The 15,457-nt window shown below is 47.9% G+C and carries 14 protein-coding genes and 1 pseudogene; 1 reads left to right on the top strand and 14 read right to left on the bottom strand.

Annotation, left to right across the window (positions count from 1 at the left end; genetic code table 11):
• Positions 1–25 precede the first annotated feature (25 nt).
• Positions 26–1,486, bottom strand: coding sequence for an aldehyde dehydrogenase family protein (locus tag H735_RS16170; protein ID WP_020197255.1), 1,461 nt, complete (start codon positions 1,484–1,486; stop codon positions 26–28).
• 94 nt (positions 1,487–1,580) lie between these two features.
• Positions 1,581–1,979, bottom strand: a complete 399-nt coding sequence (locus H735_RS16165; RefSeq protein WP_020197254.1) for a RidA family protein — start codon at positions 1,977–1,979, stop codon at positions 1,581–1,583.
• A gap of 155 nt (positions 1,980–2,134) precedes the next feature.
• Here H735_RS16165 and H735_RS16160 point away from each other — a divergent pair, with 155 nt between their 5' ends.
• Positions 2,135–3,031: a LysR family transcriptional regulator gene (locus H735_RS16160; RefSeq protein WP_020197253.1), complete on the top strand. Its 897-nt coding sequence runs from the start codon at positions 2,135–2,137 to the stop codon at positions 3,029–3,031.
• A gap of 64 nt (positions 3,032–3,095) precedes the next feature.
• Here H735_RS16160 and H735_RS16155 read toward each other — a convergent pair whose 3' ends face one another.
• From H735_RS16155 to H735_RS16095, 12 genes and pseudogenes are all read right to left on the bottom strand, one after another.
• Positions 3,096–4,190, bottom strand: a complete 1,095-nt coding sequence (locus tag H735_RS16155; RefSeq protein ID WP_020197252.1) for an NADH:flavin oxidoreductase — start codon at positions 4,188–4,190, stop codon at positions 3,096–3,098.
• 264 nt (positions 4,191–4,454) lie between these two features.
• Positions 4,455–5,327, bottom strand: coding sequence for a heme o synthase (gene cyoE, locus H735_RS16150; RefSeq protein WP_005451612.1), 873 nt, complete (start codon positions 5,325–5,327; stop codon positions 4,455–4,457).
• A gap of 8 nt (positions 5,328–5,335) precedes the next feature.
• Complete coding sequence (cyoD, locus tag H735_RS16145) at positions 5,336–5,647, bottom strand: cytochrome o ubiquinol oxidase subunit IV (protein ID WP_020197251.1); 312 nt, start codon at positions 5,645–5,647, stop codon at positions 5,336–5,338.
• Positions 5,647–6,246, bottom strand: coding sequence for a cytochrome o ubiquinol oxidase subunit III (cyoC, locus tag H735_RS16140; RefSeq protein WP_005451611.1), 600 nt, complete (start codon positions 6,244–6,246; stop codon positions 5,647–5,649). Before cyoC ends, cyoD begins: the two co-directional genes overlap by 1 nt.
• On the bottom strand, positions 6,236–8,272 hold the full coding sequence (gene cyoB / locus H735_RS16135) for a cytochrome o ubiquinol oxidase subunit I (protein ID WP_020197250.1): 2,037 nt from the start codon (positions 8,270–8,272) through the stop codon (positions 6,236–6,238). Before cyoB ends, cyoC begins: the two co-directional genes overlap by 11 nt.
• A gap of 5 nt (positions 8,273–8,277) precedes the next feature.
• Positions 8,278–9,159 carry a ubiquinol oxidase subunit II gene (gene cyoA, locus H735_RS16130; protein WP_080628706.1) on the bottom strand — a complete coding sequence of 294 codons (882 nt, stop codon included), beginning with the start codon at positions 9,157–9,159 and terminating at the stop codon, positions 8,278–8,280.
• Between the two features lie 913 nt (positions 9,160–10,072).
• The gene (locus tag H735_RS16120; protein WP_005443821.1) at positions 10,073–10,831 is read right to left on the bottom strand and encodes an SDR family oxidoreductase; all 759 of its coding nucleotides are present in this window, start codon (positions 10,829–10,831) and stop codon (positions 10,073–10,075) included.
• A gap of 59 nt (positions 10,832–10,890) precedes the next feature.
• Positions 10,891–11,796 (bottom strand): 3-hydroxyisobutyrate dehydrogenase, encoded by a 906-nt coding sequence (gene mmsB, locus H735_RS16115; protein WP_020197248.1) that lies wholly within the window; start codon positions 11,794–11,796, stop codon positions 10,891–10,893.
• An 11-nt stretch (positions 11,797–11,807) separates the two neighbouring features.
• Entirely contained in the window at positions 11,808–12,932 is a 1,125-nt protein-coding gene (locus tag H735_RS16110; RefSeq protein WP_020197247.1) for an enoyl-CoA hydratase/isomerase family protein, read from the bottom strand.
• Positions 12,933–12,940: 8 nt separating this feature from the next.
• Positions 12,941–13,729, bottom strand: a complete 789-nt coding sequence (locus H735_RS16105) for an enoyl-CoA hydratase (protein ID WP_020197246.1) — start codon at positions 13,727–13,729, stop codon at positions 12,941–12,943.
• 68 nt (positions 13,730–13,797) lie between these two features.
• Positions 13,798–14,952, bottom strand: coding sequence for an acyl-CoA dehydrogenase family protein (locus H735_RS16100; RefSeq protein WP_020197245.1), 1,155 nt, complete (start codon positions 14,950–14,952; stop codon positions 13,798–13,800).
• A 17-nt stretch (positions 14,953–14,969) separates the two neighbouring features.
• Positions 14,970–15,457: pseudogene (locus H735_RS16095) on the bottom strand (aldehyde dehydrogenase family protein); the annotation flags it as partial.

The following is a 15,457-nucleotide window of genomic DNA, read 5'->3' as shown; positions in this document are numbered from 1 at the left end:
GGAATCCTCGGCTGCCCTATTTCACTTAGTAAGGACGTTGATAAGCGGTTTTCACCACGGTGTAGAATTCTTTTGCATATTGACCTTGCTCGCGAGGACCAAAGCTCGACTCTTTACGACCACCAAACGGCACGTGGTAATCCGTTCCTGCGGTTGGTAGGTTGACCATGACACAGCCAGTTTGCACTTGTTGTTTGAAGATGGCGCTATTACAAAGGCTTTGCGTGATGATGCCGCCTGTCAAGCCAAAGCGAGTATCGTTTGCTACTGCAATGGCTTCATCCAAGTCAGAAACTCGAATCACGCTTGCCATTGGCGCAAACACTTCTTCTTGGTTCACTTCCCAACTGTTTTGCGTATTGAGGAAAAGGGTTGGTGACATGTAGAAACCGTCATGTTCTAAGTTCAAACGCTCGCCACCGAATGCTAACTCTGCGCCACTTTGGCGGGCTTTCTCAATCCATTCGAAGTTCGCATTCAATTGGTTTCCATCAACAACGGGTCCCATGAAAACGCCGTCTTCTAAAGCGTGACCGACTTTAAGCTCGCTCATACGTTTGATCAGTGCTTCCACGTAGGCATCGTGAATACCGTCCATGACGACAAGACGAGAAGACGCGGTACACTTCTGACCTGCTCCAGAGAAAGAGCCTGCAATGGTCGCTTCAACTGCGATTTGAATGTCTGCATCATCGGCAACCACAAGTGCGTTCTTACTGCCCATCTCTAACTGGCAACGAACAAAATTCGGTGCCGTTGCTGCCGCTACTTTACGTCCGGTATCAACAGAGCCAGTAAAGCTCACACCATTTACGTCTTTCGAGTTGATAAGCGTGTTACCCACTTGAGAGCCGCTGCCCAACACAAGGTTGAATGTGCCTGCCGGTAAACCTTGACGATGGATAATCTCTGTCAGTGCAACCGCACTAGCAGGCGTTAGGTTAGCGGGCTTCCATACTACGCTGTTACCGAACGCAAGCGCTGGCGCGATTTTCCATGCAGCCGTAGCAGTTGGGAAGTTCCAAGGAGAGATAATGGCGATAACGCCGACGGCTTCACGAGTGACCTCAACGGAAACACCTGGACGGACAGAAGCTGCGTTATCGCCAATTTGACGCAGCACTTCCGCCGCGAAATACTGGAAGAATTGACCGGCGCGGTAGATTTCACCACGACCTTCAGCAAAAGGTTTTCCCTCTTCACGTGAAAGCAGCGTGCCAAGCTCATCACAACGAGCAATCAGCTCATCGCCAATCGCCTGCAAAACCGCTTGTTTACGCTCAATTGGCGTTTTTCCCCACTCTGGCTGCGCAACTTTGGCGGCTTGAATAGCTTGCTCTACTTGACCTTCACTCGCCTGAGCAAAATTGCCTAAGTTTTCACTGATGTCTGAAGGGTTAATGTTCGCAACCGTATTAATGCCAGATTGCCATTCGCCTGCAATGTAGAGAGATTTCTCTGCTTGAACATTATTGATAATAGTCATTGCTCTGTCCTTATTCTTCCTGACGTCTGGTGATCGACACCAGCTCACTAATCTCACTGACAAAGCCCGGTAATAAGGCTTTGATTATTATTCTTTACTCTGGCTGAGTCGCTGATGCGTACACCACAAACTCCACCAGCATCTCTTCACGAGCTAGTCCCGCCACTACCATAGCGGCGCGATTAGGGTAAGGCGCTTCAAAATACTCAGCGTAGACTTGGTTAACCGTTTTTAAGTACTCACGATCCGTCACATAAATCAGCACCTGCAGAACGGAATCTAAAGGCTCCCCTGCACACTCCAACGTGTGAACGAGATTATTAAAGGTTTGACGAGTTTGGGCTTCGATACCGCCTTCCACGACAGCTCCGGTATCATCAATCGGGATTTGCGCGGTGTATAACGTGCCATTGTTAACAATTGCCCATTCCAGCGGCGCTTTAGAGGCAAACAATGCGGTTTTGACTGGGTATTTTTTCGTAGAAGTATTCACGTGCCTTTCAACCTTTGTAACAACCTTGTTTCAAGATGGTTAAATACTGCACATTGACAGGCGATAAATCGAACGGTAAATTTTTTACATTTGATAAGAAAAATCTATCACCTTATTAAAACTAAGGTAAATAAAGGGATTGCAGAGGTTTCGCTATGAGTATCAAGCTTCAACAATTAAAGCATTTTGTGATGGTGGTCGAGGAAGGTGGTTTTAGAGCAGCGTCACATCGAGCGAACCGTTCTCAGGCTGCGCTGTCAACGTCAATCAAAGAACTGGAAAAAATACTCGGTCAAACCCTATTTGAGCCGGGCAATAAATCCAAACTCACTCCATTCGGTGAGATCTGCCTGCCTAAGATCATTCAGTTTCTCAACATCTATAACGCTCTAGATAACGATCTAAAAGCCGCCGCCGCAGGACAACAAGGTCGAGTGCGCATCGCCAGTGTCCCTTCTGTTGCAGCCAAGTTGATTCCTAGTGTGCTCGGCGCATTCTGCGAACGATACCCGAATGTAGAAGTCAGCTTGATTGATGATAACGCCGCTGGGGTTGAAGCGCGTTTGTTATCAGGCGAAGTCGATTTAGCGCTGGGTAACCCATCACATTTAGACGAAGGCGGTATCGAGTTTACCCCGTTAATCTCTGACCCCATTGGCGTGGTGTGTTTGAAGGATAACCCTATTGCTCAGCATCCAGAAGGGATTGAGTGGCAAACGCTGCTGGAACAACCTTTTATTCGAAACGGAACTTGCACCCTACTCGATCCCACTCCTGCGCGCGCGTTGAGTGAACAAGCTTTGTATTCTGTTGAAAACATCACGTCTTTGTTCTCCGTTCTTGAGCTTGGTATTGGTGTCACCACCTTGCCAAAATTAGCGTTTCCGACCAACGAAACTCGGCTGGTTTGGATTCCACTGATCGATCCGCCTTTGGAGAGGCAAGTTGGCATCTTTACTCTGACGGATAGAACCATCTCCCCTCAGGCAAAAGCATTTCATGATTTGTGCATTCACTACTTGAACTACCAAGAAGAAGTCGAAACTGCATAGGCATAAAAAAGCCCCTGACACGTTAAGCATCAGGAGCTTTTAAAATTTCATGAGTCAGAACACGTTACTTTCTGCGCTTGTAAACCACGCAGAAGTTGCCGCGCTTGGTACGACACTTAGAGCAGCGTTCGCAGTCCACTTCAGCACGATTGCCGTCTTTCCAGCGCTTGATCAATTGTGGCTCTGCCAATAACGGACGAGAAAGCGCGAAGAACTGAATCTTGGTATTTTCAGCCAAGTCTTCAATCGCGCAGAAGTCGTTTAAGCCACCTACAGTAATTACCGGTACGTTCACATCTTGGCTGATCACTTGACCGTACTCGTGGAAGTAGCCTTCTTCTTGTAGCGTGTAACCGTCGAACGATTCACCTACCATGGTGCTTGCGTTGCCGTGAATGTTACCCGATACGATGATCGCATCCACGCCCACTTCTTCTAGCTTCTTACAAACAATGCGCGTTTCATCGAACGTCAAACCACCATCGAAGAACTCCGTTGCTGTCAGTTTCACCAGAATTGGGAAGTCATCACCAACTAGCTTGCGTGTTTCGGCATAGATCTCCATAAGGAAACGCATGCGGTTCTCAAGGCTGCCGCCGTATTGGTCTTCGCGACGGTTGTAATATGGGCTTAAGAACTGGTTGATCAAGTACGTGTGCGCTGCGTGGATTTCTACACCATCAAAGCCAGAATCTTGCGCACGCTTGCTCGCTAGCGCAAATGCTTTAACGATGTAGTCGATCTCATCTTGAGTCATCGCTTTGCCTTCCGTTTTGGTGCCACGCTCTGGCACTTCACTTGGAGCAAAAATCACACGCTCGCCAACGTTGAATGTTGTTTTTGTGCCGCCGTAAGCGATCTGCATAACGATCTTAGCATCATGCTCATGAACAAGGTCAGTCAGCTTTTTGTATTCATCGATGAAAGAGTCGTTGTAGATCCCCATCATGCCTGCGTTAGGCTTCTCTTCTTCTACGATGTTTGCGTAGCCAGTAACGATCAGCCCCACTTCACCTTTGGCAAGTTCTTCATAAATGTCGTACAGCTTCTCGGTCATGTGACCGTCTTCTGTCGCCATATTTTCCCACGTTGCACTACGTACAAAGCGGTTCTTTAGTGTCATGTTACCAATGCGGGCTTCTGAAAACAAAATGCTCAAGTCCAGTCCTCTTATAATCTGTCTTTTTAGATGCATCACTTCCGAGCAGGAACGAAAAAGGAACAGCGATACACAAAGCATGGCTGTTCCTTCTCTGAATTTCTGTTCAGTGCGATGAGCGACGCGAACCTTACCGCCGAAACTGCGGCAAAACTTTAATCTGGATTAAGGTTTGGTGAGATAGCTCACCGATTCCGCATTCATTGGTTTTGTTCTCATCACTACTACTGATGGCATCAATCGTTAACTCAGATTTACTGTCCTTTAATGAATAAACGGCAGTGGAATCAACTCTAAACCAAGCACGCCACTGATGCTCATTACAACCAATAACGACACCTTAAACACCGCTTTGGACCATTGGATGTAGTTGTTGTAATTCACTTTTTGGAATGTCACTCGTGTCCACATAAAGCACACCGCCGCCGAGACTGCTAAATACTCGTACCCAGCTTCACCCAACATAAACAGCCCGATAGCAACCACACCAAAAGCAACCACGTACGCCTTCATATGTTGATGCGCTTTGGTAATGCCCTCTTTAACGGGAAGAACAGGAATGCCTGCATCGCGGTAATCTTGCATGCGGAACATGGCAATCGCGTAAGAGTGCGGCATCTGCCAGAGGCAAAACATAATGAAGAGTAAAATCGCTTCTAAGCTGATGTAGTTCGTCACAGCAAGGTAGCCCACCAGCGGAGGAACCGCGCCAGAAATGCTGCCGACTAAAGTGCCGTAGACCGAATTTCGCTTGTACCACATGGTGTAGAAGAAGACGTAAAACACGTAACCCAAGAGTACAACCACAGCCGAGAGCGGATTCACCAATTGGAACAATAACGCTGTGCCGTTAAGCAGCAACACCAAAGCGTAGACAAACGCCGCGTCGATGTTGATGTTTCCCATCACCAATTCACGGTTTTGTGTGCGCTTCATTTTTTGGTCGATATCGCGGTCGAAGATGTTGTTCACCACGCACCCTGATGCAATCACAAGCCCGACACCAACTAACGTTGTCAGCAACAACAGAAAGTTAGCGGGTTCTGATTTTGCGGCGAGGAAGAACCCCGCCGCAACAGAAATCAGGTTGCCGAAAATGATGCCCGGTTTAGTAATAGACAAATAACTTTTCAGCATACCCTAGCCTACAACTTCATGTTGACGTTCATGTTGTAGATGATCCAGATCGAGCCAGCGATCAGAATCAACACAACAATGGCGGTAAACATCAGTGACACCACGTTCCACTGACCTTCTGACGTTTTCACTTCCATGTGCAGGAAGTACTTAAAGTGCACGAAGATCTGCACAATCGCACAACCAAATAACACAGCATAAGTTGCGGTATCTGGCAGCACTTGCGCCCACACACAGTAGAAAGGAATCACGGTCAGGATCAGAGACGCAATAAAGCCTTTTGCGTAATCAGAGGCACCTGTATCTAGATGTTGTTCCATTACATAACCCCCAATAAGTAAACGATGGTGAATACACAAATCCAAACGATGTCTAGGAAGTGCCAGAACAAGCTCAAGCACTGGAATCGCATCGACATGTTATCGTTCAGGCCTTTGGTTGACAGTTGGTGGTAGCACACGGCTAGCCAGATCAAACCAAAGGTTACGTGCAGACCGTGTGTTCCGACCAAAGTGAAGAACGCCGACAGGAATGCACTTTCTTGTGGACCATAGCCTTCAACAATCAGGTGATGAAACTCGTACACTTCCATCCCGATAAAGCCAGCACCAAGTAAGAAGGTCACTTTTAACCAACGTTTTAACCCTGCAACGTCTTTGCGCTTCATCGCAATCATGCCGAAGCCAAACGTGATACTACTGAACAACAGCAACATGGTTTCTACAAACACGAACGGCAGTTCGAAAATGTCTTTACCGGTTGGACCCGCAATAGAGCCGCTTTCTAGCACTGCGTAAGTCGCGAACAAAGTCGCAAACAATACACAGTCACTCATTAGGTAAATCCAGAAACCAAACAGCTTAATGCCAGCAGAATCGTGGTGATGATCGTGGTCGTGAACCGCTACATTAGCTTGCATAGGTCACCTCCAGATCGTCTTTTTTATCGTTGTCTTTCACTTCGTTTTTCTTCGCTTCTTCAAGTTGAGCTCGACGCTCCGCTTCAATCGCTTTGATTTCTTCTACTTCAACGTAGTAATCCACGTCGTCGTTGTAGCTGTGTTGGATACACGTCACGATAATGCCAACAAAGCTTGCTGCTGCCAGCCACCAGATGTACCAGATCATCGCGAAGCCAAATACCAATGCCCATGCAGACACATAGATACCTGTTGGTGTGTTCTTCGGCATGTGAATGCGTTCGTATTCCACTTCTTTGGTTGGATCGAATTCGCCACTCTGCTTTTGGTACCAGAACGCGTCTAGCACATCACCTTTTGGTAGGTGGGCAAAGTTGTAGAACGGCGGTGGTGAAGACGTCGCCCACTCAAAGGTTCGACCGCCCCATGGGTCACCTGTTAGGTCTCGGTTTTGCTCGCGGTCACGAACACTCACGTAGATTTGAATGAACTGACAAGCTACGCCAAGCGCAATCACTGCCGTACCCGCTGCAGCAACTGCTAACAGTGGGAAGTACTCTGGGTTAAGATCTTGGCTTAGACGACGCGTCATGCCCATAAAGCCCAGCGCATAAAGCGGTAGGAACGCCATTAGGAAACCAACAATCCAGCAAATGAATGCACGTTTGCCCCATGTTTCGTTCATGGTGAAACCTGTCGCTTTCGGGAACCAGTAAGTGATCGCCGCGAAACAACCGAATACCACACCACCAATGATTACGTTATGGAAGTGCGCAATCAGGAACACGGAGTTGTGCAGAACAAAGTCCGCGCCCGGAACCGCCATTAGTACGCCCGTCATACCACCTACAGAGAAGGTAATCAGGAAGCCAACTGTCCACATCATCGGCGTGGTAAAGCGGATACGCCCTTTGTACATGGTGAATAGCCAGTTGAAGATCTTCACCCCGGTAGGGATGGAAATAATCATGGTGGCGATGCCGAAGAATGCATTCACATTTGCACCTGAGCCCATGGTGAAGAAGTGATGCAGCCAAACGACGAACGCCAAAATCGTGATTACGATGGTTGCCCATACTAGCGAGGTGTAACCGAATAGCTTCTTGCGTGAGAAGGTTGCCGTTACCTCAGAGAACACACCAAAAATAGGCAAGATCAGGATGTACACTTCTGGGTGACCCCATGCCCAAATCAGGTTGACGTACATCATTACGTTGCCGCCAAGGTCATTGGTGAAGAAGTGCGTACCGATGAAGCGATCCAACGTTAGTAGCGCGATGGTTACGGTTAGGATTGGGAATGAAATGATGATTAGGATGTTGGCACACAGGGACGCCCACGTGAACACTGGCATCTTCATCATTGGCATAGACGGCGTACGCATGCGCAAAATAGTTGCAAAGAAGTTCACGCCCGTCAGCGTGGTACCGACACCGGATATTTGCAGCGCCCATATCCAATAATCCACCCCAACTCCGGGGCTTGCCTCAATACCAGACAGTGGTGGATACGCCAACCAACCAGTACGACCAAACTCTCCCAAGCCAAGTGACATGTTAGTGAGGATAACGCCCACAACAAACAGCCAGAAACTCAGGTTGTTTAGGTAAGGGAATGCCACATCACGCGCACCAATTTGCAGCGGTACGATGATGTTCATCAAACCAATCACCAACGGCATTGCCACGAAGAAAATCATGATTACGCCATGGGCAGTAAAGATTTGGTCGTAGTGATGTGGTGGCAAATAACCGCTCTCGCCTGCCGCAGAAAGCAGCTGTTGGCTGCGCATCATGACCGCATCAGCAAAGCCACGAATCAACATCACCATTGCCACGGCGATGTACATAAAGCCTAGTTTTTTGTGGTCTACCGAAGTAAACCATTCATTCCATAAGTATTGCCACTTACCCGCTTTGGTTATCGCCGCAACGACAGCCAAACCAACTATCGCGATCACCGCTAGAGTGACGACAATAATCGGCTCGTGATAAGGGATTGATTCAAGTGTTAATCTTCCAAACATTGCGATTATCCTAGATTTTCCGGCAAACAGTTCATTGAACCCGGATGCTGGGTCACGACGTCGGTGAACAAAAATGGTGGAATACTAGAGAACATCTTCACAGGCTCCGCCACCGTTGGTGATGCAAGCGCACGGAATTGCTCCCAGTCTTCGATTCGATCAGGGCTGGCTTTCACTTGCTGTACCCAACTCAGGAATGCAGTGCGATCTTCCATTGCTGCTGCGGTAAATTTCATTTGCGAGAAACCTTTACCGCTGTAGTTAGAAGCAAAGCCCTTGTAATCCCCAGTGTGGTTCGCAATCAGATTTAACTTGGTCACCATGCCTGGCATCGCGTAAATCTGAGTACCGAGACGCGGGATAAAGAACGCGTTCATGATGTTGTCTGAGGTCAGTTTGAACTGAACCGGCACATCTTTCGGAAACGCCACGTAGTTCACTGTCGCAATGTTCTCTTCTGGGTAGATGAACAACCATTTCCAGTCGAGTGACACCACCTCAATAGTGATGGGTTTGACGTCACTTGCGATGGGCTTGGATGGCTCTAACTCGTGAGTAGAACGCCAAGTGATGGTTGCCAGAATCGCAATGATGATGATTGGAATAGTCCACACCACCACTTCGATCTTGGTCGAGTGCGCCCACTCTGGAGCGTATTCCTCGCCAGTGTTCGACTCTCGGTAGCGGTAAGCAAAATAGATTGTCATTAAAATCACGGGGATCACGACAATCAGCATCAGTAAAAGCGCTGTAATGATCAGTTCTTTTTCCTGAACGCCAATACTACCTTTCGGATCAAGTAGAGCAGAGTTACACCCTGAAAGCATAAGAATGGTTCCTGCCAAACTTATCCTCGCTAAGATGCGTTTGTATCTTGAAGCTTCCATTAACTTTCTCGATGGTTAGCCAACAACAGAGCAAGCCCTGCGATTGGTTGTCTTGGTCATTAGAATATTTTTGTGTTGAGCTTGTGCAGCAATGGACTTCTTGGTGGGAGGTATCAAGTTGCTTGATGGTTAAAACCACACTCACAACGTGAGTTTATTGTTACACTTTGAAATACATTGTTACATTCGAGCGCATTATGCGGAGGGAAAGAGGAAAGCTCATTAGCCACAGATGGAAACTAACGTTCCATTTATGAAAGCTAATATTGATAAAGGAATAGCAAAACAGGTGCACAACATTAACGTACTACAGCACATATTCTTTTCTTTACAGTAACTTAAGCAATGTAAACGAGGAGAGTAATCAGTTGCGTATTCGGCACGAGAGTGTGAGCTACATTAGAAAGTACGAATTAAGGAAAGCGTGACCAGTATCATAGTTATGAATTCACATACTATTTACATGGCATTTCAAATTTCAATCACCGCGAACGACATATCATTCACGAACTCTATGTTTTAACGAGTAACGGGGAAAACGCCCACTGAACTGTTAACTCAATTTAACACTAAGTAGCGACGTCTTTAGCTTGAGAACATTTCATTCTGTACATTTAAATTTGTGAGTTCATTCGAGGCTAGGAAGCTAACAGTCTTTGTTAGGCTTACGATGAGTTTATTGTTTGATTACGGTGAAAAATCAGGCATTACGGTCATGTCCAAACTTCTTATTATAACGTTTAATTACGTCATCATTTTTTCTTTTACAGTGTGGTTCTGGTCTGATGCAGACGACTCGACTAAAACTGGTTTGTTTTATTTCGTGTTCGGAATGGCATTCTTCCAAAATGCTTATTACACACACAAAATTGAGACACTCAAAAACAAGAAAGAGCCGTAATCGGCTCTTTCTTCACATTCTCATCCCGCCATCCACTTCGAGCACTCGCCCTGTGAAGTAGTCGTTTTCAAGAATGTATTTCACAGCATGAGCAATCTCACTCGTCTCCCCCATCCTACCGACGGGTATCATCTTTTGCAGCCGGTCTATGGCTTCTGGTTTCATTTGATCTGCCATTGCCGTTTTGACGACACCGGGCGCAATAGCCGCAGAGCGAATACCATATCTGGCGAGTTCTCTTGCCCATGTTGTTGCCATGGTTGCGACGGCAGCTTTCGATGCAGAGTAATTGGTTTGCCCAATATTGCCCGCTCTTGCGACGCTGGAGATGTTAATGATGGCGCCCTTCGAGCCACTCTCGATCATTTTGACTGCCGCTTCTCGACCACACAAGAAGGTGCCCGTGACATTGACGTTCATCACTAGGTTAAACTGCTCAAGCGACATCTTGGTGATCTCACCGTCTTTGGCTTTGACTAATAACCCATCTCGCAAGACGCCAGCGTTATTAACTAAGCCATTTAGCTGCCCAAAGTCTTGAAGAATCTCATTAAAGGTATCCTCCACTTCAGATTCATTGGTCACATCAAGTCGATAGATCAACGCCTTGGCACTGAGCATCCGGCATTGTTCTTGGGTATTCAGCAGTCCCGTTTCGTTAACGTCAAGCAATGCTAAATCCGCGCCCGCTTGAGCAAGGCTGACCGCCATCATCTGCCCTAACCCTTGCCCCGCACCTGTAATTGCAATGACACTGTTTTTTAAATCCATATCTGTACTCCATTACTGGATAACTTCCATGTTTAAACGCCTGATAGGGAATCTCACTTTTAGCCCTTCTGGTTCTTATAGAATTCAAACAAGCTTGAGAAATCGAGTTCGGCATGACCTGCTGCGTTATGAAATGCATAAAGATTACGAGCCAAAGACCCCATCGGGACAGAAGAGTTGGTTTGCAGCGCCTCATCCAAGCCTAAGCCAAGATCTTTTAGCATCAACTTGCTCATAAAGCCTGGGTTGTATTGATTACTCGCTGGCGCAGAATCCATTACGCCGGGGCATGGATTATAGAGCTCTAACGCCCAATTTCGACCAGAGCTTTGCAGCATGATATTGGATAAGACTTTCGGGTCGAGACCATGATCAATGCCGAGATTGAGCGCCTCACAGGTTCCTGACATCAAAATGCCCAACATCAGGTTATTACAGATTTTTGCCATCTGACCGTCGCCCGCTTTACCAGCGTGGAACACGTTCTTACCCATGTATTGCAAGATCGCATTGGCTTTGGAGAACGCTTCGTCCGAACCACCAACAATAAAGGTCAGCGTTGCTGCTTTTGCGCCTGCTACACCACCAGAGACGGGAGAATCGACAAACAACAATCGTTTGTTCTGAGCTTCGTTCGCCACCAAGCGTGCGGAATCTGGATCGATGGTCGAGCAGTCAATCAGCAATGCGTTGTCCTGCACAATGTTGAGCAAACCAACACCACCGTGTAAATCCCCTAAGTACACCGCGCGCACGTGTGCACCTGCTGGTAGCATGGTGATGACCGTTCCTGCGCCATCTACGGCTTCTTCTAACGTACTGGCAACCACTGCGCCAAACGGTTCAAGTTGCTTCGCCGCGTTCACATCCACATCGAACACTTGCACGTGAAACCCTGACGCCAATAGGTTTTGTGCCATTGGACTGCCCATGTTGCCCAAGCCAATAAATGCAATGGTACTCATGTTGTTTCTCCTTATTTTCCTAGCTGTGCAAGTGGATGTTCCTCTTCTGACCAAAGAGAAGTGAACAAGGTCTCGATGACGCTCTCATCGACTTCACTGACGCTGTTAAACATCCATTTTGGATTGCCATCTTTATCAACTAATCGAGAGCGCACGCCCTCTTCAAACTCACCGAGTAATGCGCTACGAACTGACAAGGTTAGCTCTAGACGGAAACAATCCGCCAACGACAAACGGTGGTACTCTTTGACTTGTCTAAAACAGATATGTGCGGTGATCGGACTGCCCGCAACAAACGATTTTTGTGCGTTCTCAAGCCATTGAGTCTCGCCTTCCATTGCTTGAATACGTTGGGCAATCTGATTTAAGTCATAGCCTTTGCAGGCTTCTTTAATTTGGTCGAGATAAGGGCAAATCTGAGTTGTCGGCTTACTGTCGATGACTTGATCTTCCATCAATTGAAGTAACGCACTGACAAGCGATTTGGCATCGGCAGAGCTCCAATCGACTTGTTTCAGCTCTTCTAACAGTTCCGGATATTGCTCTTCCAGCAGCAACCATTCCGCCAACCCTATAGTGACAGCGTCACTTGAATTCACCATTGCACCGGTTAACCCAAGGAACAAACCAACCTCTGGGTCGATTTGGCTTAAGAACCAAGTACCACCCACGTCCGGGTAAAGTCCGATATTGATCTCTGGCATCGCGAGACGAGATTTAGGCGTGACGACTCTATGGCTGGTGCCCATAAATAAGCCCATGCCACCGCCCATCACAATGCCCTCTCCCCAACCAATGATTGGCTTTTGGTAGGTATGAATCAGGTAATCGCATTCGTATTCGAGCGAGAAGTAGTTAGAACAGAACTCGGCAGTCTCTTCTTTGCTTTTGTCGTGCATGACGTGGTACATGGTTCGTACATCGCCCCCTGCACAAAACGCTTTTTCACCCGCCCCGTAGAGGATGACACACACCAAATCAGGGTCATCTTGCCATTCGATAAGTTGGTCGTTGAGCTCTGCCAACATGTCGTAAGTCAACGCATTCAAAGAAGCCGTGTTGTCTAACGTAGCGATACCAATTCGGTGCACGCCGTCTAAGCAATCTATTTCGCTAATGGTTACTTTCCCTGTCATGCGACCTCCTATTGATTCTTCCAGTTGGGTTTACGTTTTTCTAAGAAGGCACGAACCCCCTCGGTTTGATCTTCGGTATCGAATAAGTTTAGAAATAGTTCTCGCTCTTTAATCAGACCATGTTTGAGTGGCGCTGAACGCATGTTTTGGATAAGTGCTTTACATGCGGTTACCGAGGACGGCGATTGATTGGCAACCGATTCTGCAAGCTCAATGGCTTTATTAAGCGCTCCACCTTTTTCCACCACTTCTTCCGCTAAGCCAAGTTCTCGCGCTTGTGCTGCACCGACTTGTTCACCGCACAATATGATGCGTTTCGCCCAACCTTCACCGACCAATGCGGTTAGGTTTTGCGTACCACCAGCACAAGGCAGTAAGCCCACTTTCGCCTCTGGCAGTGCCAGTACGGCTTGCTCTTCCACTACACGAATATCACACGCCAATGCGACTTCTAATCCGCCTCCCATGGCATAGCCGTTGATGGCTGCGATGGAAACCCCTCGAAATGCAGAGAGCGTTTCAAAGGCTTCACCAAAGATACGCGCCATCTCTAACGCAACCGCTTTATCGCCATCAGCAAACAACTTGAGGTCTGCACCTGCAGAGAAAAACTTCTCTCCATTCCCAGTGAGCACTAGAGCGTAAACGTCTTTATTGTCGTTTAGCGCCAGCACTAGCTCTTTCAATGCGGTTAAGCTTTGTGACGTCCAAGTATTAGCGGGCGGGTTGTTCATGGTCACCACCGCAACATGATTGCTGATGGTATGTTGAATCGCTTGTTGTTCTGTTAGTGACATATCTCTGAATCCTTTCTTGATGAAAATGACCTGAGCTTTATGAATAAAAGCAGAGCTTGTCGGCGCATTTATAGCAATGCCGACTCCTCTGCGAGCAATCGACGCGCGATGATCAACCGCATGATCTCGTTAGTACCTTCCAAAATCTGGTGCACTCGAACATCACGGAAATAGCGCTCCATTGGGTATTCTTTGATGTAACCGTAGCCACCGTAAAGTTGCAGTGCTTGGTCACAGACTTGAAAGCCGACGTCGGTTGCAAAGCGCTTTGCCATGGCACAATAAGTCGTGGCGTCTGGATCACCTCGGTCTAACTTGCTAGCGGCGTACCGCACCAGTTGGCGAGCAGCGACAAGCTCGGTTGCCATGTCTGCCAGTTTGAACTGCAATGCTTGGAATTGAGCTAATGATTTGCCGAACTGTTTACGTTCTTGCATGTACTGCGCCGCTTGATTCAACGCTTGCTGAGCCGTACCGACAGAGCAGGTCGCAATGTTGATGCGTCCGCCATCCAAACCTTTCATGGCGAACACAAACCCTTGCCCTTCTTCACCGAGCAAATGTGACGCAGGAATAGAAACATTGTCGAACGTTACCGCGCGTGTTGGCTGACTGTTCCAGCCCATTTTCGGCTCTTTACGTCCGTAGCTAATGCCATCTGCATCGGCGGGGACAACAAACGCGGATACGCCTCTCGCACCTGCATCGCCGGTTCTCGCCATCACGACTAAAACGTCGGTATCGCCTGCGCCAGAGATAAAGGTTTTGCCGCCGTTGAGTATGTAGTTATCGCCTTGTTTAGTTGCAGAAGTCGTTAGAGATGCCGCGTCCGAACCTGCGTTTGGCTCGGTTAAACAGTAAGAACCGAGAAAGTCACCCGTAATAAGTTTGGGGCAGAACGCGTCTTTTACCTCTTCGCTAGCAAAGCTCGCGACCATCCAAGTCACCATGTTGTGAATGGTCATAAATGCGGTGGTCGACGTACACCCCATCGAGAGTTGCTCGAAGATGATAGACGCATCCAAACGGCTTAAGCCCAAACCGCCTTGCTCTTCTGGGGTGTAGAGGCTCAAGAAGCCAAGCTCTCCTGCCTCTCGTAGAATGTCTTTGGGGAAGATTTGTTTCTCATCCCACTCTGCTGCCATTGGCGCTAAACGCTCTGCCGCAAACTGCTGCGCGGTGTCGGCAAACATACGTTGATCTTCGTTGAGTTCAAAATCCATATGATCTCCTTACTTCGTTAGCGCAAATTAATAGTCAAGTTTGGACCGGTTGGGATATCGTCATCAAACCAACGAGCCGTCACGGTTTTGGTCTCTGTGTAGAAGCGCACCGCTTGTTTGCCGTAGGCGTGCAAATCACCGTAAAAGCTGCCGCGCCAACCCGTAAACGAGAAGAATGGCAAAGGCACTGGAATTGGCANNCCTGCCCGACTTGAATCTCATGTTGATACTTTCTCGCCGCCGCACCATTCGCAGTGAAGATGGAAGTGCCGTTGCCGTATGGGTTGCGATTCACGAGCTCTATCGCTTCTTGTAACGTGTCGACCTCAATACACACCAAAACAGGCCCGAAGATTTCTTGGGTGTAAATCGACATCTCGGTAGTGACGCCACTGAATAAAGTCGGACCGACCCAGTTACCTTCTGGGAAGCCTTCCACTTCACATTGGCTACCATCAAGTTCACACACCGCCCCTTGTTGCTTGCCTTCTTCAATCAAACCAAG

This window comes from Vibrio owensii CAIM 1854 = LMG 25443 (assembly GCF_000817815.1).
Taxonomy (GTDB): domain Bacteria; phylum Pseudomonadota; class Gammaproteobacteria; order Enterobacterales; family Vibrionaceae; genus Vibrio; species Vibrio owensii.
Note: the sequence above shows the minus strand (reverse complement) of the source record. Positions and strands in the feature narration are given on the sequence as shown.